Source organism: Pseudomonas sp. NFXW11 (assembly GCF_049887815.1).
GTDB lineage: Bacteria > Pseudomonadota > Gammaproteobacteria > Pseudomonadales > Pseudomonadaceae > Aquipseudomonas.
The window spans coordinates 152,181-176,954 of sequence record NZ_JAGEKI010000011.1; the positions used below are offsets into that span (position 1 = coordinate 152,181).

At 64.1% G+C, this 24,774-nt stretch carries 6 protein-coding genes; 3 read left to right on the forward strand and 3 right to left on the reverse strand.

The window, feature by feature from the left end; all coding sequences use genetic code 11:
• Positions 1 to 132: 132 nt before the first annotated feature.
• The gene (locus J4P02_RS18390) at positions 133 to 1,023 is read left to right on the forward strand and encodes a formylglycine-generating enzyme family protein (protein WP_426192782.1); all 891 of its coding nucleotides are present in this window, start codon (positions 133 to 135) and stop codon (positions 1,021 to 1,023) included.
• 43 nt (positions 1,024 to 1,066) lie between these two features.
• Here the strand turns inward: J4P02_RS18390 and J4P02_RS18395 are convergent, their stop codons facing one another.
• Entirely contained in the window at positions 1,067 to 1,894 is an 828-nt protein-coding gene (locus J4P02_RS18395; protein WP_426192784.1) for a formyltransferase family protein, read from the reverse strand.
• 200 nt (positions 1,895 to 2,094) lie between these two features.
• Here J4P02_RS18395 and J4P02_RS18400 point away from each other — a divergent pair, with 200 nt between their 5' ends.
• Together J4P02_RS18400 and J4P02_RS18405 are read left to right on the forward strand one after the other, a co-directional pair.
• The gene (locus J4P02_RS18400; protein ID WP_426192787.1) at positions 2,095 to 3,747 is read left to right on the forward strand and encodes a cyclic peptide export ABC transporter; all 1,653 of its coding nucleotides are present in this window, start codon (positions 2,095 to 2,097) and stop codon (positions 3,745 to 3,747) included.
• A 150-nt stretch (positions 3,748 to 3,897) separates the two neighbouring features.
• A complete protein-coding gene (locus J4P02_RS18405; protein ID WP_426192789.1) occupies positions 3,898 to 6,282 on the forward strand; it encodes a TonB-dependent siderophore receptor in 2,385 nt (794 codons plus the stop codon).
• Between the two features lie 194 nt (positions 6,283 to 6,476).
• Here J4P02_RS18405 and J4P02_RS18410 read toward each other — a convergent pair whose 3' ends face one another.
• Complete coding sequence (locus J4P02_RS18410; protein ID WP_426192791.1) at positions 6,477 to 16,934, reverse strand: amino acid adenylation domain-containing protein; 10,458 nt, start codon at positions 16,932 to 16,934, stop codon at positions 6,477 to 6,479.
• Between the two features lie 10 nt (positions 16,935 to 16,944).
• A complete protein-coding gene (locus tag J4P02_RS18415; RefSeq protein ID WP_426192794.1) occupies positions 16,945 to 24,771 on the reverse strand; it encodes an amino acid adenylation domain-containing protein in 7,827 nt (2,608 codons plus the stop codon).
• Positions 24,772 to 24,774 lie beyond the last annotated feature (3 nt).

Genomic DNA, 24,774 nt, shown 5'->3' on the forward strand with positions numbered 1-24,774 from the left:
AAAATGGGACGGCCACGCACCGGAGCGCCGGCCGGTCTCACGGGAGCAAGCTCCCTCGCTACAGGTACAGCGCTTGCCATTAACAGATTGATCAGGCTGCGGCCTGTCTTTTTTCCTTGCACGAGATCATTTATGAACCAGGATCATCACTGCCCCGCCCCCCCCTTCAAACCCCTGGCCACCCTGGCCCTGGCGGCCCTGCTCGGTAGCCTGCTGCCCAACGCCGCCCTGGCCGCCGATCCGCAACCGGGCAAGGTCTTCAAGGACTGCAAGGACTGCCCGGAAATGGTCGTGCTGCCGGCCGGCACCTTCACCATGGGCACCCCGGAAGACGAAGTCGGCCGCGAGCCCGATGAAGGCCCGATGCATGAGGTGACCTTTGCCAAGCCCTTCGCCATGAGCCGCTTCCAGATCACCGCCGCGGAGTGGGACAGCTACCTCCGCCAGACCGGGGTGAAGATTCCCGATGGCGATGCCCGCCCCGGACGCGAGTGCATCGCCAGCAAGCCGCGCTATGCCCAGGGCCCGCGCCAGCCGGCGGTGTGCATGAACTTTCCCGAGGTGCAGGCCTATGTTGCCTGGCTGTCGCAGAAAACCGGCCACAGCTACCAGATGGTCAGCGAGTCACAACGCGAGTACGCGGCGCGGGCCGGCTCCAGCGGGCCTTTCCCCTTCCCCTTCGACGAGAGCAAGGACTACAGCATCGCCAAGCACGCCAACACCTATGGCCCAGCGGATGGCTACAGCTACAGCTCGCCGGTGGGCAGCTACCCGCCGAATGCCTTCGGCATGTACGACATGCACGGCAACGTTTATGAGTGGATTGCCGACTGCGAGCATCCCAACTATGTCGGCGCCCCCAGCGACGGCAGTGCCTGGGTCGAGGCCGGCTGCGAATCGCTGCAGATCCGCGGCAACGACTGGGGCGAGGCACCGGTGTTCTCGCGCTCGGGCAACCGCAACAGCATCTACCCCAACGCCCGTGGCGACTGGATCGGCTTTCGCGTAGTGCGCGCTCTGTAACGCCTTGCGCCAGCCGGGGCGGCAAGCCCCGGCTGGGCCTGACTCAGGCTTGCTTGGCCAGCAGCTCCAGGCCTTCATGCAGGGCCGGGAACAGGCTGTTGTTGAAATTGTTCCAGCGCAGTTCGAGGATGGTGTCTTCGGGGGAGATCTCGGTCTTGAGCACGTCGTGGAACACCTCGCCGGAATCGATACCGTTGTCCACGTAGTGGAACGAGGCGCCGGTCAGGTACAGCGGTTCGGTGGGCACGGTTTCCCGGGTCGCCCAGTCCACCACCTTCTGCCCGCGGGCACCGTACAGGGCATTCCAGGTGGCGTAGGCACCACGGCGCTCATAAGGCGACTCGATACGGGTGATGCCCGGGTGGATGTTCATGATCCGCCGGGCAAAAGGCGCTCCCGGACGCACCAGCTCGTCGAGGATCACCAACAGGCCGTCGAGCACCACGATATCGGCTTTGAGCTCCACCAGGGTGTCATGCAGGCGGCGTTCGAAATCCTGCTTGCCGGCGATGTGCTCGGCACTGCCACGCGGGTGGCGGCGATAGGTGGACGGTACGCTCAGCAGCAGGTCGTTGACCCGCCGGCCCTGCACGTTCAGGTCCGCCGGGTACAGCCACTGCCGGCCCGGCTGATAGGCAAAGCCGTAGTCACTCACCAGTTGCTGGTCCCGTGGCGACTGTTCGTCATCGTCATAGACCACGCCCACCAGTTCATAGGCCTCGCCCAGGGGCGTGTGGTTCAGCGACTCCACCAGAAATTCCAGCACCGATTTCATGTAGCGCTCGTGGTCCTTGTAGGCCACCGGCTGCCCGGCCTTGTCCGCAGCGGCATTTCTCAGGGACCAGACATACACCAGATTCTTCTTCGTCATTTGCTCGCTCTCGCTGAATGGATCAGGCACTGCGTCGATACACGTGCGCCCACAGCACAAGAACGAACCAGCGGCCGGGCAATTTATCCGCCAGGCAGCTGCGGCCGGCGCGGCGAGCTAAATACTCGCGCCAACACTTCGTTTGTCAGGGGTAAGGGTCTGTGTGCCCCGACCCTCTATCCACTCTCTGGGAAGTACTTATGACCGACCCCAAGCGCGGCGCCTTCAAAGGTCTGCTCGCATTGCTCAGGCCCTTTCGCAGCATAGTGCTGATCTCCGTCGCCCTGGGCATGGCCGGTGGCCTGGCCATCACCCTGCTGCTGGCCACTATCAACAACGCCCTGCACTCGGCCGGCGGCATGACCCAGGGCGTGATCCTGAGCTTCGCCGCCCTGTGCCTGCTGGCCCTGGTCAGCGCCATCGTCTCGGATATCGGCACCAACTACGTGGGCCAGCGGATCATCGCCGCCTTGCGCAAGGACCTGGGGGAAAAGGTGCTCTCGGCGCCCATCACCCAGATCGAACGCTACCGCTCCCACCGGCTGATTCCGGTGCTGACCCACGACGTCGACACCATCAGTGACTTCTCCTTCGCCTTCACCCCCCTGGCCATCGCCGCCACCGTGACCCTGGGCTGCCTGGGCTACCTGGCGTACCTGTCGGTGCCGATGTTCCTGATGATGGTGGTGGCCATCATCATCGGTACCTGCGTGCAGCTGGTGGCCGGCGGCAAGGGCATCAAGGGCTTCGACGAGGCCCGCGACCATGAGGACGAACTGCAGCGCTACTACAACGCCATTGCCTCCGGCGCCAAGGAGCTGCGCATTCACCGGCCTCGGCGCTTTCGCATGAACACCCAGCGCATCCAGCAGACCGCCGATCGCATCAGCGATATCCAGGTGCGCTCGGTGAACATCTACATCCTGGCCAAGAGCTTCGGCTCGATGCTGTTCTTCGTGGTCATCGGCCTGGCCCTGGCCATGCAGGCCTACTACCCCAACCCCGACCCGACGGTGATCACCGGCTTCGTGCTGGTGCTGCTGTACATGAAGGGCCCGCTGGAGCACGTGGTCGGCTACCTGCCCATCGTCGGCAAGGCGAAGATCGCCTTCGCCCGCATCAGTGAGCTTTCCGAACGTTTCTCTTCGCCCGAACCGCACCTGCTGATGGACGACAGCGAAGCCCCGCAAGCGGTGGTGCACAGCCTGGAACTGCGCGAAGTGCGCTACAGCCCGCCGCCGGTGGAAGGCAGCGAGCCGTTCCACCTGGGGCCGATCAACCTGCGCATCAAGCAGGGCGACATCGTGTTTATCGTCGGCGAGAACGGCTGCGGCAAGACCACCCTGATCAAGCTGCTGCTGGGCCTGTACCCGCCGCAATCCGGGGAGATCCGCCTGAATGGCGAAATGGTCACCGACAGGGTCCGCGACGACTACCGCCAGCTGTTCACCACGGTGTTCGCCGACTACTACCTGTTCGACGACCTGGTTCAGGGCAGCGCCGGCAAGTCCCTGGACGTCGCCGCCCAGTACCTGGATCGCCTGGAAATAGCCCACAAGGTCAGCGTCAAGGATGGCGCCTTCAGCACCACCGACCTGTCCACCGGCCAGCGCAAGCGCCTGGCCCTGGTCAATGCCTGGCTCGAAGAGCGCCCGGTGCTGGTGTTCGACGAATGGGCCGCCGACCAGGACCCGGCCTTCCGGCGGATTTTCTACACCGAGCTGCTGCCGGACCTCAAGCGCCTGGGCAAGACCATCATCGTCATCAGCCACGACGACCGTTATTTCGATATCGCCGACCAGTTGGTGCGCCTGCGCGCCGGCAAGGTGGTGCAGGAAATGGAGCCGGCCTGAGTTTTTTTTCCGGTTTGTTCAAGGAGGAACGTCACACTAGTGGTAATGAGAATTAACCGCAATAAATACCAATAAACAGCCAACACTAGAGAAGAGAAACTATCCATGTCAGCACTACTCGGTCTCAGTCCCCTGAGTAAAGCGCTATCCATGCGACGGGCCTTGAATATCAACCTGCTGCCCAGTGCCCTGGCCCTGGCAGTTTCGCTACCGATAGCCGGTTACGTACAGGCGCAAGAGATCGAGCTCGACATCCCTGCTCAACCCCTGGGCAGCGCTCTGCAGGAATTTGGCCGGCAGACCAACCTGCAGGTGCTGTACAACCCTGCTGATGTGCAGAGTAAGCGCAGCACCGCAATCAAGGGCAAGCTGCAGCCCAGCCAGGCCATGAGCAACCTGCTCAAGGGCACCGGCGTGGGTTACAACCTGCAGGGCAATTCGATCACCATCACCGCCACTGCCGGCAACTCGGCGGCGCTGGAACTGGGCACGACCCAAGTCACCGCCAACCAGTTGGGCACCATCACCGAAGGCACCGGCTCCTACACCCCGGGCACCATCGCGACAGCCACACGCCTGGTGCTGACCCCACGGGAAACACCGCAATCGATTTCCGTGGTCACCCGCCAGGCCATGGACGACTTCAACCTCAAGTCGATCGACGACGTGATGCGCCACACGCCGGGCATTACGGTCTCGACCTACGACAGCGAACGCACGGCCTACTTCTCGCGCGGCTTTGCCATCCAGAACTTCCAGTACGACGGTATTCCCATCCTGCAGGACCCGCAGTACTCGTCCGGGCATACCCTCACCGATACCGTGCTCTATGACCGCGTGGAAATTCTCAAGGGTGCCACCGGCCTGCTGACAGGCGCGGGCGGCCCTGGCGGCACCATCAACATGGTGCGCAAGAAACCGACTTCCGAGTTCAAGGGCTATGTAGACCTGGGCGCCGGCTCCTGGGACAACTACCGCTCGGAAATCGATGTCAGCGGCCCGTTGACCGAGACCGGCAACGTTCGCGGCCGTGCCGTGGCGGCCTATCAGGACAAGAAGTCGTTCCTCGACCACTACTCGCGCAAGACCAATGTGTACTACGGGATTCTCGAATTCGACCTGTCGCCGGATACCCTGCTGACCATTGGTGCCGACTATCAGGACAGCAATCCCAAAGGCTCCAGCTGGTCCGGTGCTGCCTCACTTTTCGACTCCGCCGGCAACCGCATCAGCACACCGCGCTCGTTCAACAACGGCGCCAAGTTCAGCCGCTGGGAGCAATACACCCGCACCGTGTTCTCGACCCTGGAGCACAGCTTCGAGAACGGCTGGGTGGCCAAGGCGCAGTACAACCACCAGATCAACGGCTACAACGCCCCGCTGGCCGCCCTGCTGTCGCCGGATGTGAACACCGGCAAGGCCATGATGCTGACCCGCAAATACACCGGCGAAACCACCAGCGACACCGGCGACCTGTACGCCACCGGTCCCTTCAGCCTGTTCGGTCGCGAGCACCAGTTGGTGGTCGGCACCTCGGTTTCCCGCTCGCGCTGGCTGGGCCGGGACTACACCAACGCCACCAACTACAACAACAGCCACGACTATTTCAACTGGGATGGCAACGCCCCCAAACCGGACTGGGGCCCGCAGACCAAGCGCAACGACGAGCTGACCCGGCAAAGCGCTGGTTACATCACCGGCCGCTTCAGCCTGGCCGACGACCTGCACGTACTGCTGGGCACCCGGGTCAACAACTACGAGGTCAGTGGCACCAGCCAGGTCAAGGACAGCGGCAAGGTGGTGCCTTATGCCGGCGTGGTCTACGACTTCGATGAAAACTTCTCGGCCTATGCCAGCTACACCGAGATCTACCTGCCGCAAGACGACTATCGCGACCGCAACAACAAGCCGCTGGAGCCGAACGAAGGCAAGAACTACGAGATCGGGCTCAAGGGCGAGTTCTTCGACGGCCGCCTGAACTCCAGCCTGGCCTACTTCGAAGTGCATGAAGAGAACCGTCCGGTCGACGACCTCGACTATGTTCCCAACAGCTACCCGGGACTGGACTACGCCTCCAAGGGCATCAAGTCCAAGGCCAAGGGCTACGAAGCGGAAGTCTCCGGCGAGCTGGCGCCCGGCTGGCAGCTGCAGGCCGGCTACACCCACAAGATCATCCGCGACCAGAACGGCCAGAAAGTCTCCACCTGGGAGCCTCAGGACCAGATCAACCTCTACACCACCTACAAGCTGACCGGCCCCCTGGACAAGCTCACCCTGGGCAGCGGCGTACGCTGGCAGGGCGCGGGCTGGAAGATCCTCGAGAACTACGGCAAGGGCACCCAGGAGAAGTTCTCCCAGGACCCGCTGTGGCTGGTTGACTTGATGGCACGCTACCAGATCACCGAGAACGTATCGGCCACGCTCAACGTCAACAACGTGTTCGACAAGAAGTACTACACCAATATCGGTTTCTATAACTCCTCGTACTATGGCGACCCGCGCAATGTGATGCTCAGCACTCGCTGGAACTTCTGATTCCGTACCGCCAAGCCCCTGCTCGTCTCAGCGAGCAGGGGCTTTTTCATACCCGCCCGACAGCCTTTGTGCCCTGCCGGCCGGACCGGAACCGGCGCCCACCGCTGCACCCTGCTCCGGTCGCGCGAATGCCCAGGCAAAAAAATGCCCCTGGTCACTTGTCATGACCAGGGGCATTGGACTGCCGACCCTTGCTACTTGATGGCCGCCACAAAGCTCTGCACGAATGCCGGATTGTCGATGATCCGCTCGTGAGTGGAATCGATCAGTTCCGACTGCCTGATGCAGGGCTGCCCCATGCACTGCTCCATGCTCGACTCGATCAGTTGGCGATGCTGTCCGGCACGGCTGGACGCCGCCCACCAGCAACTCACCGGGGCCTTGATCTGCTTGAAGTCGGCATTCCGCAGGCGTTGCCCAAGGGTGCGGTCCAGCTCCCAGGAGATCTCGGCTTCGTTGCCTTGCAGCAGTTCGCCCTTGATGTCCTTGTAGGCAGCGCCCAAGGCCTCCTCGGCCCAGGCGTCGAAGGCCTGCCACTGTTCGACTTCGCTGACGACAGTTGCCTGAACCTGCTCCCAGGCCAGGCGGATCTGCGGGCTCGCGGCGCCGAACATCACCTGCAGCAACTCGACACGCCGCCGATTGAGCGGAATCTCATCGCTGTCGGCAATCACCGCGGTGTCCCAGTAGGCTTTCAGCCAATAGGGCGGCGAAGCATCGATCCAGCCCAAGAACTCGACCTCTCGGCCCGCCTGCTCCAGGGCATGGGCCACTTCCATGGCCAGGTTGCCCCCCAGCGACCAGCCCGCCAGGCGATAGGCCCCCTCTGGCTGGGCATCGAGCAGTTGTGCCGCATAGTCCTCGACCATCGCCTGCCAGGCCGGTACTTCGCTACCGGCATCGACCAGGGCACGGCAAATGACTCCCATGACCGGGCGGTGTTCACGCAGCGCCAGTGCGATGGCCTTGTAGCAATGCACCGAGCCATAGCTGGGGTGGAACAGGAACAAGGGCGTGCCCTGGGTCTGGCTGTTGAGCTTGACGATCAGCGAACTGCGGGTTTCACCCTCAAGACAGGCAACCTGCCCGGCAACCGTCGGGTTGAGCATCAGCTGGCTCACGGAAAGCACAGTGCCGGTGGTTTTCCTGATCCGCTCCTTGAGCATCAATACCAACAGCGAGTGCCCGCCCAGCTCGAAGAAGTTGTCATTCAGGCCGACCCGCTCAACCTCCAGGATCTCGCTCCAGATACCCGCCACCCTCTGTTCCAGTTCGCTCTGCGGCGCCACATAGCGGCGCTCATGCTGGCTGACATCGGGTTTTGGCAAAGCCTTACGGTCGAGCTTGCCGTTGGGGCTCAGGGGCATCTGCTCCAGCAGCATCCACTGCGCCGGCACCATGTAGTCCGGCAAATGCGCCAGCAAATGCTTGCCCAGGGTTTCGCGCCAATGCTCCGCACATTCCTGCAGAACCAGGTAACCCACCAGGTACTTGCCATCGACCACCTGCACCGTGGCTTCGCGCACCTGCGGATGCTCCAGCAGGCGCGCCTCGATCTCGCCCAGCTCGATACGCAAGCCCCGCAGCTTGACCTGATGGTCGAAACGCCCCAGGTACTCGATGACCCCATCGGCGCGCTGGCGCACCCGGTCGCCGGTTCGATACAAGCGAGCACCGGGCTGGAACGGGCAAGGCACGAAGCGTTCGGCGCTGAGCCCGGGGCGGCGATGATAGCCACGGGCCAAGCCCACGCCCCCCAGGTACAGTTCGCCCATCACCCCGGCAGCGACCGACTGCAACTGGTCATCCAGCACATGGGTCTGCAGGTTTGCAATCGGCTGGCCGATGGGCACTGCATCCCGGCCTTCGTCGATGCAGGTCCAGTGGGTAACGTCGATGGCCGCTTCGGTGGGGCCATAGAGGTTGTACAAACCGGCCTGCGGCAGCTTGGCGAACACCTGCTGCTGGGCATCCACCGGCAAGGCTTCACCGCTGCACACGATACGCTTCAGGCTCTGGCAGGAAGACACACCGGAATCCTGCAAGAACGCCTGCAGCATCGACGGCACAAAGTGCAGCGTGCTGATCTGTTCGGTATTGATCAGCCGTACCAGTTTCTCGGGATCGCGATGATCCCCCGGTGCCGCCACCACCAACCGCGCGCCGGTCATCAAGGGCCAGAAGAATTCCCATACCGATACGTCGAAACTGAATGGGGTTTTCTGCAGCACGCTGTCTCTGGCATCCAGCTCATAGGCCTCCTGCATCCAGCACAGGCGGTTGGTAAGGGCTGAATGACGGTTGCCGGCACCTTTGGGCTGCCCGGTAGAACCGGAGGTATAGATCACATAAGCCAGGTTTTCGCCCTGCAGCACGATGCCCGGGTTCTGTTCGCTGTAGCTCGTTAGCTGCGCGTCCAACTGATCCAGGGCCAAGGTTTGCAACCCCTGTGGAATCGGCAGTTGGTCCAGCAAATGCGACTGGGTCAGCAGCAGCTTCACGCCACTGTCGTCCAGCATGTAGGCCAGCCGTTCACGGGGGTACTCCGGGTCCAGCGGCACATAGGCGCCACCGGCCTTGAGCACCGCCAGCAAGCCCACCACCATCTCGATGGAACGCTCCAGCGCCAGCCCCACCAGTACATCCGGGCCGACACCGGCTTCCATCAGCCGATGGGCCAAGCGGTTGGCGCGACGGTTGAGCTCGGCGTAGCTCAGGCTCAGCGAACCGAACTTCAAGGCCGGCGCATCAGGAGTGCGGGCCACCTGCTCTTCGATCAGTTGCTGCACATTGGATTGCAAGGGGTAATCGCGAGCGGTGTCGTTCCACTGCTCGACCATCAACCGTCGCTCTTGCTCATCCAGCATGGGCAACTGGCTAACCGGCTGATGGGAATCGGCCAGCAGCGCCTGCAACAGATTCTGCCAATGCCCCATCAGCCCCTTGAGCATCTGCGCGTCGAACAGATCAGTGGCGTAAGTCAAGGTTGCATGGATGCCGTCCACCGTCTCCCGGGTGTCCAGGCTCAGATCGAACTGCGCCGTCTGGCTACCCCAATCCAGGCCTTCGACCTGCAAACCGAGCGAGGGCTGTCCGATGCGGCTCAGACGGGCATCGCCTTGGTGGTTGAACATCACCTGGAACAGCGGGTTGTGGCTCAGGTTGCGTTCAGGCTGCAGGGCTTCCACCAGTTGCTCGAAGGGCAGATCCTGATAACTCTGGGCTTCCAGCGCCCGTTGCCGCACCTGCTGCAGCAACTGGCTGAAGGGCATCAGGCCGTCGATATCGGCCTTCATCACCTGGGTGTTGACGAAGAAGCCGATCAAGCGCTCGGTCTCGACCCGGTTGCGGTTGGCGATCGGTACGCCCACGCGAATATCCTGCTGGCCGCTGTAGCGGTACAACAGGGTCTGGAACGACGCCAGCAACAGCATGAACAGGGTCACCCCTTGCGCATGTGCCAGGGACTTGAGCCCTTGCGCCAGCGAGGCCTGGAGTTCGACCTCCAGACTCGCACCGCGATAGCTCGGCAACACCGGACGCGGATGCGCGCAAGGCAGTTCCAGTACCGGCTGCTCACCGCCCAGCTGCTCGCGCCAGTAACTCAACTGACGATCACGCTCGCCAGCCGCCATCCAGTTGCGTTGCCAGACTGCATAGTCGGCGTACTGCAGCGCCATGGCCGGCAATTGCAGATCCTGGCCCTGGCTGTAGGCGGCATACAGCTGCACCAGCTCATCCACCATCACCTGCATCGACCAGCCATCGGAAACGATATGGTGCTGCACCAGCACCAGCACATGCTCGTCCTCGGCCAAACGCAGCAAGCTGACCCGCAGCAGAGGCCCCTGTTGCAGATCGAAGGGCCTGGCAATCTCGGCTTCCACCAGCGCTTGCAGGCCGGCCTCATCGGCCTCGGCCCGGGTAATCGGCAAAATCTGCGCCGGCTGGATCAACTGCAAGGCTTGCTCGCCGTCCTGATACACCAGGGTGCGCAAGCTTTCATGGCGGGCCACCAGCGCATCGAAGCTGCGCTGCAGGGCTGGCAAATCCAGAGGCCCGCGCAAGCGCAAGATGCTGGGGATGTGATAAGCGGCACTGTTCGGATCCAGTTGCCAGAGAAACCACTGCCGCTCCTGAGCGTAGGACAGGGCCAACGGCTGCTGGCGACTCACGGGCAGCATGGCCGGAACATGACTCGTCGTGCTGCCTTCGGAGGCCTGCAACCCGGCAACGAACCCTTGCAACTGCGGCTGTTCGAACAGGGTGCGCAGTGCAACTTCCCGGTCGAGCAGCTGGCGCAGGCGCGAGATCACCTGCATGGCCAGCAGCGAGTGTCCTCCCAGCTCGAAGAAGTGATCATTCAGGCCAACACGCTCGACCCCCAGGATTTCAGCCCAGACTGCCGCCACCTGTTGCTGAAGCTCGGTTTTTGGAGCGCTATAGACCTGCTGTCCAGCCCCCGCATCCGGCTGCGGCAATCCCTTGCGATCGAGCTTGCCATTGGGCGTCAGAGGCATGCGCTCCAGGAACATGAAGTGTGCCGGCAGCATATAGTCCGGCAGCCGAACCCGCAGCGCCCGGCGCAGGGCTTCACGACACTCGGCCTGGGCCAGGGCATCGCCGAGCAGATCTGGTTGCAGCGGCACGATATAGGCCACCAACTGCTTGCCAGTCGCCGTTTCCTGAGCCAGTACCACGGTTTCACCCACCGCCTCTTGCTCCCGCAGGCGCGCTTCGATCTCCCCCAGCTCGATACGGAAGCCGCGGATCTTCACCTGATGGTCGACCCGGCCCAAATAATCCACCACGCCATCGGCGCGGCCGCGGGTCAGGTCGCCACTGCGGTACACCCGGGCGCCCGGGGCGCCGAAGGGGTCGGGTACAAAACGTTCGGCGGTCAGCGCCGGGCGCTCCAGGTAACCCCGGGCCACGCCCTCGCCTCCCAGGTACAGCTCGCCGGCCACGCCAATCGGTTGCAGGTTCAGTTGCGCATCCAGCACATAGCCGCTGCGGTTGCCCAGCAAGGTGCCGATCGGCATATAGGCCGCGCCGCAGGCGTCGCCCTGGCGCGCCTTCCACAGCAATGGGGTGACCACGGTTTCGGTGGGGCCGTAGCCGTTGAACAGATAGGTGGGGCGCAGCGCACGCCAGGCCAGGTCGTAGCTGGCCTGGGCCACCGCATCGCCGCCGAAGCAGTAGACCCGCACCGCCGGCGGGTTGCCGTCGCGCTCGGCGTGCTCCGCCAGCTGTTGCAGGTACACCGGCGGGAATACCCCGACCGTGACCCCGTGGCGATGCATCTCGGCATAAGTCTGCTCCGGCAGCCACAGACTGTCGTCGCGGATCAGCACCCGCGCGCCGTTGATCAGCGGGTGCATCCAGCCTTCATGGGAGCCGTCGAAAGCGAAGGACATGAAATGCAGTTCGCAATCGGCTGCGGTCATTTCATAGCGCTCGCCGGTGGCGATGATATGCGCCACCAGTGGGCCATGGGACACCGCCACGCCCTTGGGCATGCCGGTGGAGCCGGAGGTGTAGATCACATAGGCCAGGTTGTCGCCGTCCAGGGCCACTTGCGGCGCGCTATCGTCGTCGCCGGCCCAATCGCCTGTCCGATCCACCGCCAGGCTTTGCAGGCCTTGGGGAATCGGCAACTTGTGCGCCACTGCGCTATGGGTCAGCAGCAGTTTCGCGCGGCTGTCCTGCATCATGTACAGCAGGCGGTCTTCCGGGTACTCCACATCCAGCGGCACATACACGCCGCCGGCTTTGAGTACCGCGAGGAAGGCCACCATGATCTCGGCGCTGCGCGGCATGGCGATCGCCACCCGAACTTCCGGGCCCACGCCACGGGCGATCAGGGCCCGGGCCAGGCGGTTGGCACTGCGATCAAGCTCGCCATAAGTGAGCGTCTGGGTATCGAAGATCACCGCCACCGCCTCGGGGTTTTCCCGGGCGCGGTCGGCCACCAACTCATGCACCAGGCGCCCGGCCGGGAAGCCCGAAGCGCTGCGGTCCCAGAGCTGGAGAATCTGCTGGCGCTCGGCATCGTCCAACAGGTTCAACTGGCCGATGCTCTGCTGTGGGTCGGCGACCATCGCCTGCAGCAGGTTCTGCCAGTGCCGGGCCATGCGCTGGATGGTCGTGGCCTCGAACAGGTCAGTGGCATAGCCCAGGGATGCCCAGAGTCCTTCACGGCTTTCATGGACATCCAGGTCGAGATCGAAGTGGGCGGTGCGCCGTTCCCATTCCAGGCCTTCGATCCGCAGGTCGGCCAGCGCCTGCTGGTCCTGTTGCAGGCGTCCTTCGGTCTGATGGTTGAACATCACCTGGAACAACGGGTTGAGACTCAGGCTGCGCTCGGGGTGCAGGGCTTCCACCAGTTGTTCGAAGGGCAGGTCCTGATGGGCCTGGGCCTCAAGGGCCCGCTGCCGCACCTGCGCCAGCAACTGAGCGACGCTCATCTGCCCGTCGATATCGGCCTTCATCACCTGAGTGTTGACGAAGAAGCCGATCAGGCGCTCGGTTTCCACCCGGTTGCGGTTGGCGATGGGCACCCCGACGCGGATGTCCTGTTGGCCACTGTAGCGATGCAGCAGCACCTGGAACGACGCCAGCAGCAACATGAATGGCGTCACCCCCTGAGCCTGGGCCAGGGCCTTGAGGCCAGCCACCAGGGAAGCCGCCAATGGCACCTCCAGGCGGGCGCCGCGATGACTCTGCAAGGCCGGGCGCTGATGATCCAGCGGCAACTCCAGCACCGGCTGCTCGCCCCCCAGCAGTTCGCGCCAGTAGCCCAGTTGCCGCTCCTTTTCTCCGGCCTCCATCCAGTTGCGCTGCCACACGGCGTAATCGGCGTACTGGATCGCCAGGGCCGGCAATTGCAGATCCTGGCCCTGGCTGTAGGCGGCATACAGCTGCACCAGCTCATCCACCATCACCTGCATCGACCAGCCATCGGAGACGATATGGTGCTGCACCAGCACCAGCACATGCTCGTCCTCGGCCAGGCGCAACAGGCTGACCCGCATCAGCGGCCCCTGGCACAGGTCGAAGGGCCGGGCGATTTCCGCCTCCACTCGATCCTGCAACTGCGACTCTTGCACCTCGAACAACGGAATGCTCGCCCCGGTGGGCGGCACTACCACCTGGATCGCCTGCTGCCCCTCCTGCTGCAGATGGGTACGCAGGCTCTCATGCCGGGCAATCAGCGTGTCGAAGGCGCGCTCCAGGGCCGCCCGGTCCAGCCGGCCCTTCAGGCGCAGGGCACTGGGCACATGGTAGGTGGCGCTTTGCGGGTCCAGCTGCCAGAGAAACCACTGGCGCTCCTGGGCGTAGGACAGCGGCAACGGTTGCTCGCGCCCCACCGCCTGCATGGCCGGAGCCAGCACCTGGATACTGCCCTCCAAGGCCTGCACGGCGGCGACAAAACCTTGCAGCCGCGGCTGCTCGAACACCAGCTTCAGCGGCACCTCCCGCTCCAGGGCATGACGCAGGCGAGACACCACCTGCATCGCCAGCAACGAGTGGCCGCCCATTTCGAAGAAATGATCGTTGAGGCCCACCCGCTCGGCACCGAGGATATCCGCCCAGATCGCCGCCACCTGCTGCTCCAGCTCACTCACCGGGGCCACCCACAGCTGCTGCGCCAGCGTAGCATCGGGCTTGGGCAGGGCCTGGCGGTCGAGCTTGCCGTTGGGGTTCAGCGGCATGCGTTCGAGGAAGATCAGGTGCGCCGGCACCATGTAGTCCGGCAGCTGTTCACGCAGGATCGCCCGCAGGCGCTCGGCCTGAGCCTGTTGATCGCCCGCCTCGGCCACCAGGTAGGCCAGCAGCTGGTTGTCTGCCGCCAGCACCACGGCTTCGCGGATGCTGTCCTGGGCCAGCAGCAGGGTTTCAATCTCCCCCAGCTCGATACGGAAGCCACGGATCTTCACTTGGTGGTCGACCCGGCCCACATACTCGATCACCCCATCGGCGCGATAACGCGCCAGGTCGCCGGTGCGGTACAGGCGCTCGCCAGTGGCGAAGGGGTCCGGAACAAAGCGCTCGCCGGTCAGCAACGGGCGTTGCAGGTAGGCCCGGGCCAGGCCGCAATGGCTGCCGATATACAGCTCGCCCACCGCCCCCAACGGCGCCAGGTTCAGGTCGCGGTCCAGCACATACAGGGCCCGCCCGGGCAGGGACTGGCCGATCGGGCTGGCCGTGGCGCCTATCGCCGTGTCGGCGGCGCTGCAATCGAGCACGCTGGAGACCACCGTGGCCTCGGTCGGGCCGTAGGTGTTGAGCAACCGCACATGGCCCAGGCCGGCCCGGCGCCATTGCGCTGGCCCATCCAGGGGCATGGCTTCGCCACCGATATGGATCTGCCGCAGGGCCCCGTAGGAACGCGGCCCCGCCGCCAGGCAATCGAGCAGGAAGAGTTTCCAGTAGGCGGTGGGCAAGTCGGCCAGGGTAATGCCCTGGCCGATGATCTCGCGGTACAGCCGGCCACTGTCCCACAGCTCCGGCCCACGCAGCACCACCGTGGCGCCATGGGTCAGGGCCGGGTACAGCTGCTCGACGAAACCGTCGAAGTTCAGGGTAGCGAACTGCAGCACCCGGTCGTCCCGGGTCAGGCGCGAGTAACCCGCGGCAATGCTGGAGAACTCGGTCAGGGCGGCATGGGCAATTGCCACGCCCTTGGGCTTGCCGGTGGAACCGGAGGTGTAGATCACATAGGCCAGGCTATGGGGTTCGACCAGGCGCTGCGGGTTGGCCTCAGAGCACTGTCGCAAGGCTGCCTCGGCCAGGTCCAGATCCAGGGTCGCAAGCCCCTCGGGCAGCACCAGGGGCTGATGGGACTGGCGCAGCACCAGGCGCACGCCGCTGTCTTCGAGCATGTGCGCCAGGCGTTCGCGGGGGTACTCCGGATCCAGCGGCACATAGGCGCCACCGGCCTTGAGCACCGCCAGCAGGCTCACCACCATGGCAAAGGAGCGCTCCACCGCGACCCCCACCAGCACCTCAGGGCCGATGCCCTGGCCCATCAGGTAATGGGCCAGGCGGTTGGCCTGGCGGTTCAGCTCGGCATAGCTCAGGGCCTGCCCGTCCAGGCACAGGGCCGTGGCGTCAGGGCGCTGCGCCACCTGGGCCTCGAACAGGCCATGCACCGCGGCCGGGTGAGTGAAGGCCGGGGCGCCAGCGTTCCACACTTCCAGCATGGCGTGGCGCTCGTCGCCACCCAGCATCGCCAGCTGCGCGATACGGCTGCCCGAACCTGCGACCACTGCCTGCAGCAGGGCCTGCCAGTGCCGGCTCAAGCGCTCCACGGTGGCCACCTCGAACAGATCGGTGGCGTAGGTCAGGGAAGCGAAGATGCCCTCGACGGACTCCTGGGTATCCAGGCTCAGGTCGAACTGCGCACTCTGGCTGTCCCACTCCAGGGCCTCGACCCCCAGGCCAGGCAACTGCTGCTCGCCACGCGCCCGGCCTTCAGTCTGGTGGTTGAACATTACCTGGAACAGCGGGTTGTGGCTCAGGCTGCGTTCAGGCTGCAGGGCTTCCACCAGTTGCTCGAAGGGCAGGTCCTGATGGCTCTGGGCTTCCAGGGCCCGTTGCCTGACCTGGGCCAACAGCTGGCTGAAGGTCATCTGCCCGTCGATATCGGCCTTCATCACCTGGGTGTTGACGAAGAAGCCGATCAGGCGCTCGGTCTCGCTGCGGTTGCGGTTGGCGATCGGCACCCCGACACGGATATCCGATTGACCGCTGTAGCGGTACAGCAAGGTCTGGAAGGACGCCAGCAACAGCATGAACAGGGTCACCCCTTCACGCTGGGCCAGGGCCTTGAGGCTCGCCACCAGGGCTGGTTCCAGGGCGATATCCAGACGCGCTCCGCGATAGCTCTGCAACGCCGGGCGCGGGTGATCCAGGGGCAACTCCAGCACCGGCTGCTCGCCGCCCAGCAACTCGCGCCAATAGCCCAGCTGCCGTTCCTTCTCCCCGGCTTCCATCCAACTGCGCTGCCACAGGGCGTAGTCGGGATATTGAATCGGCAGTTCCGGCAAGCGCAGCTCGAGACCCTGGCTGTAGGCGACATACAGCTGCACCAGCTCATCCACCATCACCTGCATCGACCAGCCATCGGTAACTATGTGGTGCAGCACCAGCACCAGGACATGCTCGTCCTCTGCCAGTCGCAACAACTTGACCCGCAGCAAGGGCCCCTGCTGCAGGTCGAAAGGCTTGGCCACCTCGGCCTTGACCAAGGTTTCAAGATGCTCTGGATCAGCCGGCTCCACATCGATTTCCAGACGCAGTTCAGGGCTCACCACCTGCAGCAGCTGTTGCGCGTCCTGATGCAGATGGGTGCGCAAGCTTTCGTGACGGGCTAGCAGGGTATCGAAACTGCGCTGCAGGGCCGCATGGTCCAGACGACCCTTCAGGCGCAGCGCCCGAGGCAGGTGGTAGGCAGGACTTTGCGGCTCCAGCTGCCACAAAAACCACTGCCGCTCCTGAGCATAAGAGAGCCGTAGCGGTTCATCCTGCTGACGCTTGAAAACCGGGGCAATCTCAAACAGGTTGATGCCTTGCTGCTTGAGCAGTACCGCCAACGCCTTCTTTTCTTGCGTAGAAAGAGAACCCACCGACTCGATTAATGCTTGCACGCCACATCCCTCAGGAAATCAATTTATCTAGATCTTCTGCAGATAGACGTTTGAGGGCCTCCAAGGATTTAGCCAGGGCATCCTGCACCGGCGAATTATTTGTCTGCCGGGAGGCGACGTAGCGGGCAAAATCGGCCAGGGTCGAGGTGGAGAAGATCGACTTGACGTCGAACTCGCTGTGCAACTGCTCCCGCAGCCGCACCACCACCTGGGTGGCCAGCAACGAGTGCCCGCCCAGCTCGAAGAAGTTGTCGTTCAGGCCTACCTGCTGCACATCCAGCACTTCGGCCCAGATTCCGGCAATCTGTTGCTCCAGCGGGCTGTGCGGCGCCACATATTCCCGTGCCTGCAAGCGGGCATCGGGCTTGGGCAAGGCCTTGCGGTCGAGCTTGCCGTTGGGGCTCAGGGGCATTTGCTCCAGCAGCATCCATTGCGCCGGCACCATGTAGTCCGGCAGGTGCTGCGCCAGGTGTTCGCTCAGCACCTCACGCCAGTCGTCGCCGGCACCTTGCAGCACCAAGTAGCCCACCAGGTACTGGCCGTCCACCGCCAGCACCGCTGTCTCGCGGACCCAGTCGTGCTCCAGCAGCCGTGCTTCGATCTCCCCCAGCTCGATACGCAAGCCACGCAGCTTCACTTGATGGTCGATACGCCCGGCGTATTCGATCACCCCGTCAACGCGATAACGGGCCAGGTCGCCAGTGCGGTACAGACGTTCGCCCACCACGAAAGGATGAGCGATAAAACGCTCGGCGGTCAGCGCCGCACGTCGATGGTAACCACGGGCCAGGCCCGCACCCCCCAGGTAGAGCTCGCCCAGCACACCTACAGGCACCGGCTCGAAATTGCCGTCGAGGATATAGCAGCCCAGGTTGGCGATGGGCTGGCCGATGGGCACCGCATCCAGGCCCTCATCGACACAGGTCCAATGGGTGACATCGATCGCCGCCTCGGTGGGGCCATAAAGGTTGTACAAGCCGGCCTGCGGCAGCTTGGCGAACACCTGCTGCTGGGCATCCACCGGCAGTGCTTCACCGCTGCAAACAATGCGTTTCAGGCTGGTGCAGCTGGTGACCTGCTGATCCTGCAGGAAGGCCTGCAGCATCGACGGTACAAAGTGCAGGGTGCTGATCTGTTCCTGATTGATCAGGCTCACCAGCCTGGCCGGATCGCGATGATCCCCTGGCGCCGCCACCACCAGCCGCGCACCGGTGATCAGGGGCCAGAAGAACTCCCATACCGATACGTCGAAGCTGAATGGAGTCTTTTGCAGCACGCTGTCGCTGGCATCCAGCTGATAGGCCTCTTGCATCCAGCACAGGCGGTTGGTCAACGCCGAATGGCGGTTGCCGGCCCCCTTGGGCTGCCCGGTGGAGCCGGAGGTGTAGATCACATAGGCCAGGTTCTCGCCCTGCAGCACGATGCCTGGGTTCTGTTCGCTGTAGCCCTCAAGCTGCGCATCCAGCTGATCCAGCGCCAGGGTAGGCAACCCTTGCGGAATCGGCAGTTGCTCCAGCAAATGCGACTGAGTCAGCAGCAGTTTCACGCCGCTGTCGTCCAGCATGTAGGCCAAGCGTTCACGGGGGTATTCAGGGTCCAGCGGTACATAGGCGCCACCGGCCTTGAGCACCGCCAGCAAGCCCACCACCATCTCGATGGAGCGTTCCAGCGCCAGCCCCACCAGCACATCCGGGCCGACACCGGCCTCCATCAAACGATGGGCCAGGCGGTTGGCGCGGCGGTTGAGCTCGGTGTAGCTCAGGCTCTGCTGGCCGAACTTCAGGGCCGGCGCCTCGGGGCTGCGGGCCACCTGCTCTTCAATCAGTTGCTGCACATTGCGTTGCAACGGGTAGTCGCGGGCAGTGTGGTTCCAGTGCTCCAGCACCTGGTGGCGCTCGGCGCTGTCGAGCATCGGCAACTGGCCCAGAGGCTGTCGAGGATCAGCGAGCATGCCCTGCAACAGGTTGACCAGGTGCCGGCCGTAGGCCTGCACGGCCGGCTCGGTGAAGCTGGCGCGAGCAAAGCTGAATTGCAGCGCCAGCGTCTCACCCAGATCCACCAGCAGGGTCAGGGGGTAGCTGGTCTGTTCATGAGCCTGAGGCACTCCGAACACTATGCCGCTACCGCCACCCTGCTCCAGCGCCTTGGACACCGGGTAGTTCTCGAACACCAGGATATTGTCGAACAGCGCCTCGCCGCCCTGGGACGCCCAGCGTTGAATATCGTAGAGCGCCGTGTGTTCGTGTTCGCGCAGGGCCAGGTTGTGTTCCTGCACGTCCTGCAGCCAGTCCTGCACCGGGCGCTGCGGGTCAACGGCGCAGATCACCGGCAGGGTATTGATAAACAGGCCGATCTGCTGCTCGATGCCTTCCAGCTCGGCGGGCCGTCCGGCCACCGTGGCGCCGAAAGACACCACCGACTGCCCGCTGTGACGTTGCAGCAGAATCAGCCACGCCGCCTGGATCAGGGTATTGAGGGTGACCTTGTGGCTGCGGGCAAAGGCTTCCAGGCGCCCGGTGAGTGGGGCGTCCAGGGTGCAACGATGCTCGCCATGCCCGGCGGCGGCCTGGGGCTGGCCAATGCCCAGTCGGGTGGGCGCTTGCAGCCGCTGCAACTGCTCGCGCCAGAAGGCCTCGGTGGCCGCAGCGTCACGTTGCTGCAACCACCCGATGTAATCCCGGTAGTGCCCGCCTGTGGCGGCTACCGCCACGCCGGCATAGCGTTGCAGCACCTCGCCAAACAGTCGCGAGTTGCTCCAGCCATCCATCAGGATGTGATGGTTGGTGTAGATCAATTCATGCCGGCGCTCGTCGATGCGTACCAGCAGCAAGCGCACCAGTGGCGCCCGGGCCAAATCGAAGCCCTGGCGGCGCTGGGCCTGCTGCAGGCTTTGCAGCTCCTGCTGCAACTCCGGCATGGCCCGCCAGTCGAGCTCCTCGATCGACAGCTGCGCCTGGCGGTAGACCACCTGGCACGGCCATTCCAGTTGTCCCTGCCAGAAGAAGCCACTGCGCAGTACCTCATGGGCCTGCACTGTGGCCTGCCAGGCCTGCTGGAAGCGCGCCAGGTCGAGGTTCTCCACCGTCACCCGGATCTGGTTGATGTAGTCCCCGGCTTCCGCCTCGTACAGGGTGTGGAACAGCATGCCCTGCTGCATCGGCGACAGGCTGTAGATGTCTTCGACCTCATCGGCCACCAGCGGCAGGGATTCCAGCTGCTGCTGATCAAGACCGGCCAGCGGGAAGTCGGAAGCGGTGACGCCAGTGTTGCCCGGGGTGCAGCAATGCTCCACCAGGGCATTGAGTTCCCGGGTGTAGGCCGCACTCAGCTCTGCGATCACCTGGGGCTCGAACATCAGCGGGCTGAAGGTCCAGCCCAGGCGCAGCTCGCCGGCGTACACCTGGCCATTGAGGGTCAGCCAGTTGCCCAGCGGCGCATCCGCGCCCTGCTCGGCGCCGGCACTCTCTGGCGCCGGGGCGAACAGGCCATCCTGCTGGTCGAAGCTGCCATCGAACTGGCCCAGGTAGTTGAAGGTGATGCGCGGCACGGGCAACTGGCTGAAGGCCTGGCGGGTCGGCTGGTCACCCAGGTAACGCAGGGCGCCGAAACCTATGCCTTTGTTGGGCACCGCCCGCAGTTGTTCCTTGATCTGCTTGATCGAGGTGGCCAGATCGTCGGCCGGTGTCAGGCGTACCGGGAACAAGCTGGTGAACCAGCCCATGGTGCGAGTCAGGTCGATATCCTCGAACAGCTCTTCGCGTCCGTGGCCTTCGAGCTGAATCAGGCTGGAGGAGTACCCGGTCCAGCGGCAGATCACCCGGGCCAGGGCGGTCAGCAGCAGGTCGTTGATCTGCGTGCGATAGGCCATGGGCGCCTGTTGCAACAGTTGCCGGGTGCGTTCGCCATCGAGCTGGCTGACCAGGGTCTGGGCCAGATGTTGCGGGCGCGCACCCTGGGGATCGCGGCAAGGCAGATCGCCCTTCTCGCCTTGCAGTTGCTGGCTCCAGAACGCCTGTTCCTGCTGCATGGCGGCGCTGCGGGCATAAGCCTGCAGACGCTCGGCCCAGGTCTTGAATGCCGAGGTCTTGGCCGGCAATTGCCGTGGCTGGCCATCGAGCAGTTGCCGGTAAAGGTTTTGCAGGTCTTCGAGGAAAATCCGCCAGGACACCCCGTCCACCACCAGGTGATGCATCACCAGCAGCAACCGCTGGGAACCGTCGGGCAACTCGGCCAGCACCGCTCGCAGCAAGCTTCCCTGCGCAAGATCGAGGCTGCGCTGGGCCCGCTCGCAGAGCGCCAGCAGATCAGCGTCCTGTTCCAGACGAACCTGCCACAGCAGCTCCGCCACCTGGGCATCGTGCCGTGCCTGCCAGCCCTCCTCGGTCTGCCTGAAGCTCAGGCGCAGCACATCATGCTGCTGCACCAGGGCCTGCAAGGCGCTTTCCAGCAGATCGCCGCGGATCACCTGTTTCGGGGTCAAGAGCAGCGATTGGTTCCAGTGCTGGCGGTCCGTCAGGTCCATCTCGAAAAACAGCTGCTGGAAGGGCAGCAATGGTGTCTCGCCCTGCACCGGGCCCTGGTCGATCGACAGCACCGCCTGCAATTGCGCCACCCGCGCCAGGCTGCGCACCGTCTGATGCTGGAACAGGGCCTTGGGGGTGAAATGGATACCGGCGGCGCGGGCACGGCTGACCACCTGGATGGAGATGATCGAATCACCGCCACGCTCGAAGAAGTTGTCGTTCAAGCCCACCTGCTCGATGCCCAGGACCTCGGCCCAGATCGCGGCGATGCGCTGCTCCAGGGGGCTTTGCGGAGCTTCGAACGCCTGGCTGTGCTGGGCCGCATCGGGCTTGGGCAGGGCCTTGCGGTCGAGCTTGCCGTTGGGGCTCAGGGGCATTTGCTCCAGCAGCAGCCACTGCGCCGGCACCATGTAGTCCGGCAGGTGCTGCGCCAGGTGCTCGCTGAGCACTTCACGCCAGTCATCCCCGGCACCTTGCAGCACCAGGTAGCCCACCAGGTACTTGCCGTCCACCGCCAGCACCGCTGTTTCACGAACCCAGTCATGTTCCAGCAGCCGTGCTTCGATCTCGCCCAGCTCGATACGCAGGCCGCGCAGCTTGACCTGATGGTCGATACGCCCGGCGTATTCGATCACCCCGTCGGCGCGATAACGGGCCAGGTCGCCAGTGCGGTACAGGCGTTCCCCCGTCACAAAGGGATGGGCGATAAAACGCTCGGCAGTCAGCGCCGCACGTCGATGGTAACCACGGGCCAGGCCCGCGCCGCCCAGGTAGAGCTCGCCCAGCACGCCCACCGGCACCGGTTCGAAATTGCCATCGAGGATATAGCAGCCCAGGTTGGCGATGGGCTGGCCGATGGGTACTGCATCCCGGCCTTCGTCGACACAGGTCCAATGGGTGACATCGATGGCCGCTTCGGTGGGACCATAAAGGTTGTACAAACCGGCCTGCGGCAACTTGGCGAATACCTGCTGCTGGGCATCCACCGGCAGTGCTTCACCGCTGCAAACAATGCGTTTCAGGCTGGTGCAGCTGGTGACCTGCAGATCCTGCAGGAAGGCCTGCAACATAGAAGGCACAAAGTGCAATGTGCTGATTTGTTCTGCATTGATCAGGCTCACCAGCCTGGCCGGATCGCGATGATCCCCTGGCGCCGCCACCACCAGCCGCGAGCCGGTCATCAGGGGCCAGAAGAACTCCCACACCGATACGTCGAAGCTGAATGGAGTCTTTTGCAGCACGCTGTCGCTGGCATCCAGCTGATAGGCCTCTTGCATCCAGCACAGGCGGTTAGTCAACGCCGAATGGCGGTTGCCGGCACCCTTGGGTTGCCCGGTGGAGCCGGAGGTGTAGATCACATAGGCCAGGCTTTCGCCGTCCAGCACGATGCCCGGGTTCTGTTCGCTGTAGCCCTCAAGCTGCGCGTCCAGCTGATCCAGCACCAAGGTTTGCAGCCCGTGCGGAATCGGCAGTTGCTCCAGCAAATGCGACTGGGTCAGCAGCAGCTTCACGCCACTGTCGTCCAGCATGTAGGCCAGCCGTTCGCGAGGGTACTCAGGGTCCAACGGCACATAGGCGCCACCGGCCTTGAGCACCGCCAGCAAGCCCACCACCATCTCGACGGAGCGTTCCACCGCCAACCCAACCAGCACATCCGGACCAACACCGGCTTCCTTCAGGCGATGGGCCAGGCGGTTGGCGCGACGGTTGAGCTCGGCGTAGCTCAGGCTCTGCTGGCCGAACTTCAAGGCCGGCGCCTCGGGGCTGCGGGCCACCTGCTCTTCGATCAGTTGCTGCACATTGCGCTGCAAGGGGTAGTCGCGAGTGGTGTGGTTCCATTGATGGAGGATCTGCTGGTGCTCCTCGGCATCTAGCAGCGCCAGCTCCTGCACCCGGGTTGCGCTATCGGCGACCATCGCCCGTAGCAGGCCCAGCCAGTGCCGGCTCATGCGCTGCACAGTAGCGGCAGTAAAGAGATCGGTGGCATAGGTCAGGGAGGCCCAGATGCCCTCCCCGACCTCCTGGGTATCCAGGCTCAGGTCGAACTGCGCGCTCTGGCTGTCCCACTCCAGGCTGGCGACCCGCAGGCCCGGCAGTTGCCGCTCGGCGGCTTCGGGCTGGGCGCTGGCCTGGTGATTGAACAGCACTTGGAACAAGGGGTTGTGGCTCAGGCTGCGCTCCGGCTGCAGGGCTTCCACCAGTTGCTCGAAGGGCAGGTCCTGATGGGCCTGGGCTTCCAGGGCGCGACGCTTGGTCTGGGCCAGCAATTGGCCGAAGGTCAGTGGCGGCTCGAGGTCGGCCTTCATCACCTGGGTGTTGACGAAGAAGCCGATCAGGCGCTCGGTCTCGACCCGGTTGCGGTTGGCAATGGGCACGCCCACGCGAATATCCTGCTGGCCGCTGTAGCGATGCAACAGCGCCTGGAACGAGGCCAGCAGCAGCATGAACAGAGTCGCCCCCTCACGCTGGGCCATGCCCTTGAGGCCCGCCACCAGGGTCGGCTCCAGGGCCAGATCCAGGCGCGCGCCACGAAAGCTCTGCTGCGCCGGGCGCGGATGATCCAGGGGCAGCTCCAACACCGGCTGCTCGCCGCCCAGCAGGGCCTGCCAGTACTCCAGCTGACGCGATTTTTCTCCCGCTTCCATCCAGCGGCGCTGCCACAGGGCGTAGTCCGCGTAGTGGATGGGCAGGGCCGGCAGTTGCAGCTCCTGGCCCTGGCTGTAGGCGGCGTACAGCTGCATCAGCTCCTGCACCATCACCTGCATCGACCCGCCATCGGAAACGATATGGTGCTGCACCAGCACCAGCACATGCTCCTCTTCACCGAGGCACAGCAGGCTGACCCGCAGCAGCGGCCCCTGCGCAAGGTCGAAGGGCCGCTCGATCTCGGCCTCCACCCGGGCCTTGAGCTGCGCCTCGTCGAGCGTTTCTTCATCGATCTTCAGCGTCGCGGTGGCCAGCACTTCCTGGGTCAGGTGCTCGCCTTGCAGATGCAGGCGGGTGCGCAGGCTTTCATGGCGCGCCAGCAGGCTGTCGAAGCTGCGCTGCAGGGCCGCCTTGTCCAGGCGGCCACTCAGGCGCAGGGCGCCGGGCACGTGGTAGGCGGAACTCTCGGGGTCCAGTTGCCAGAGAAACCACTGGCGTTCCTGGGCATAGGACAGGGGCAGGCTTTGCCCCGCTTCACGAATTGCGGCAATCGGCAGTTGAGCGAAACTCATGCCACGGCTGTGCAGGCGCTGGTAGAACTGCTGGCGCTGCTCCAGAGGCAGGCGAAGAAAGCGCGATACCAGATCGATATTAGGGTTGGAAAGCATGGT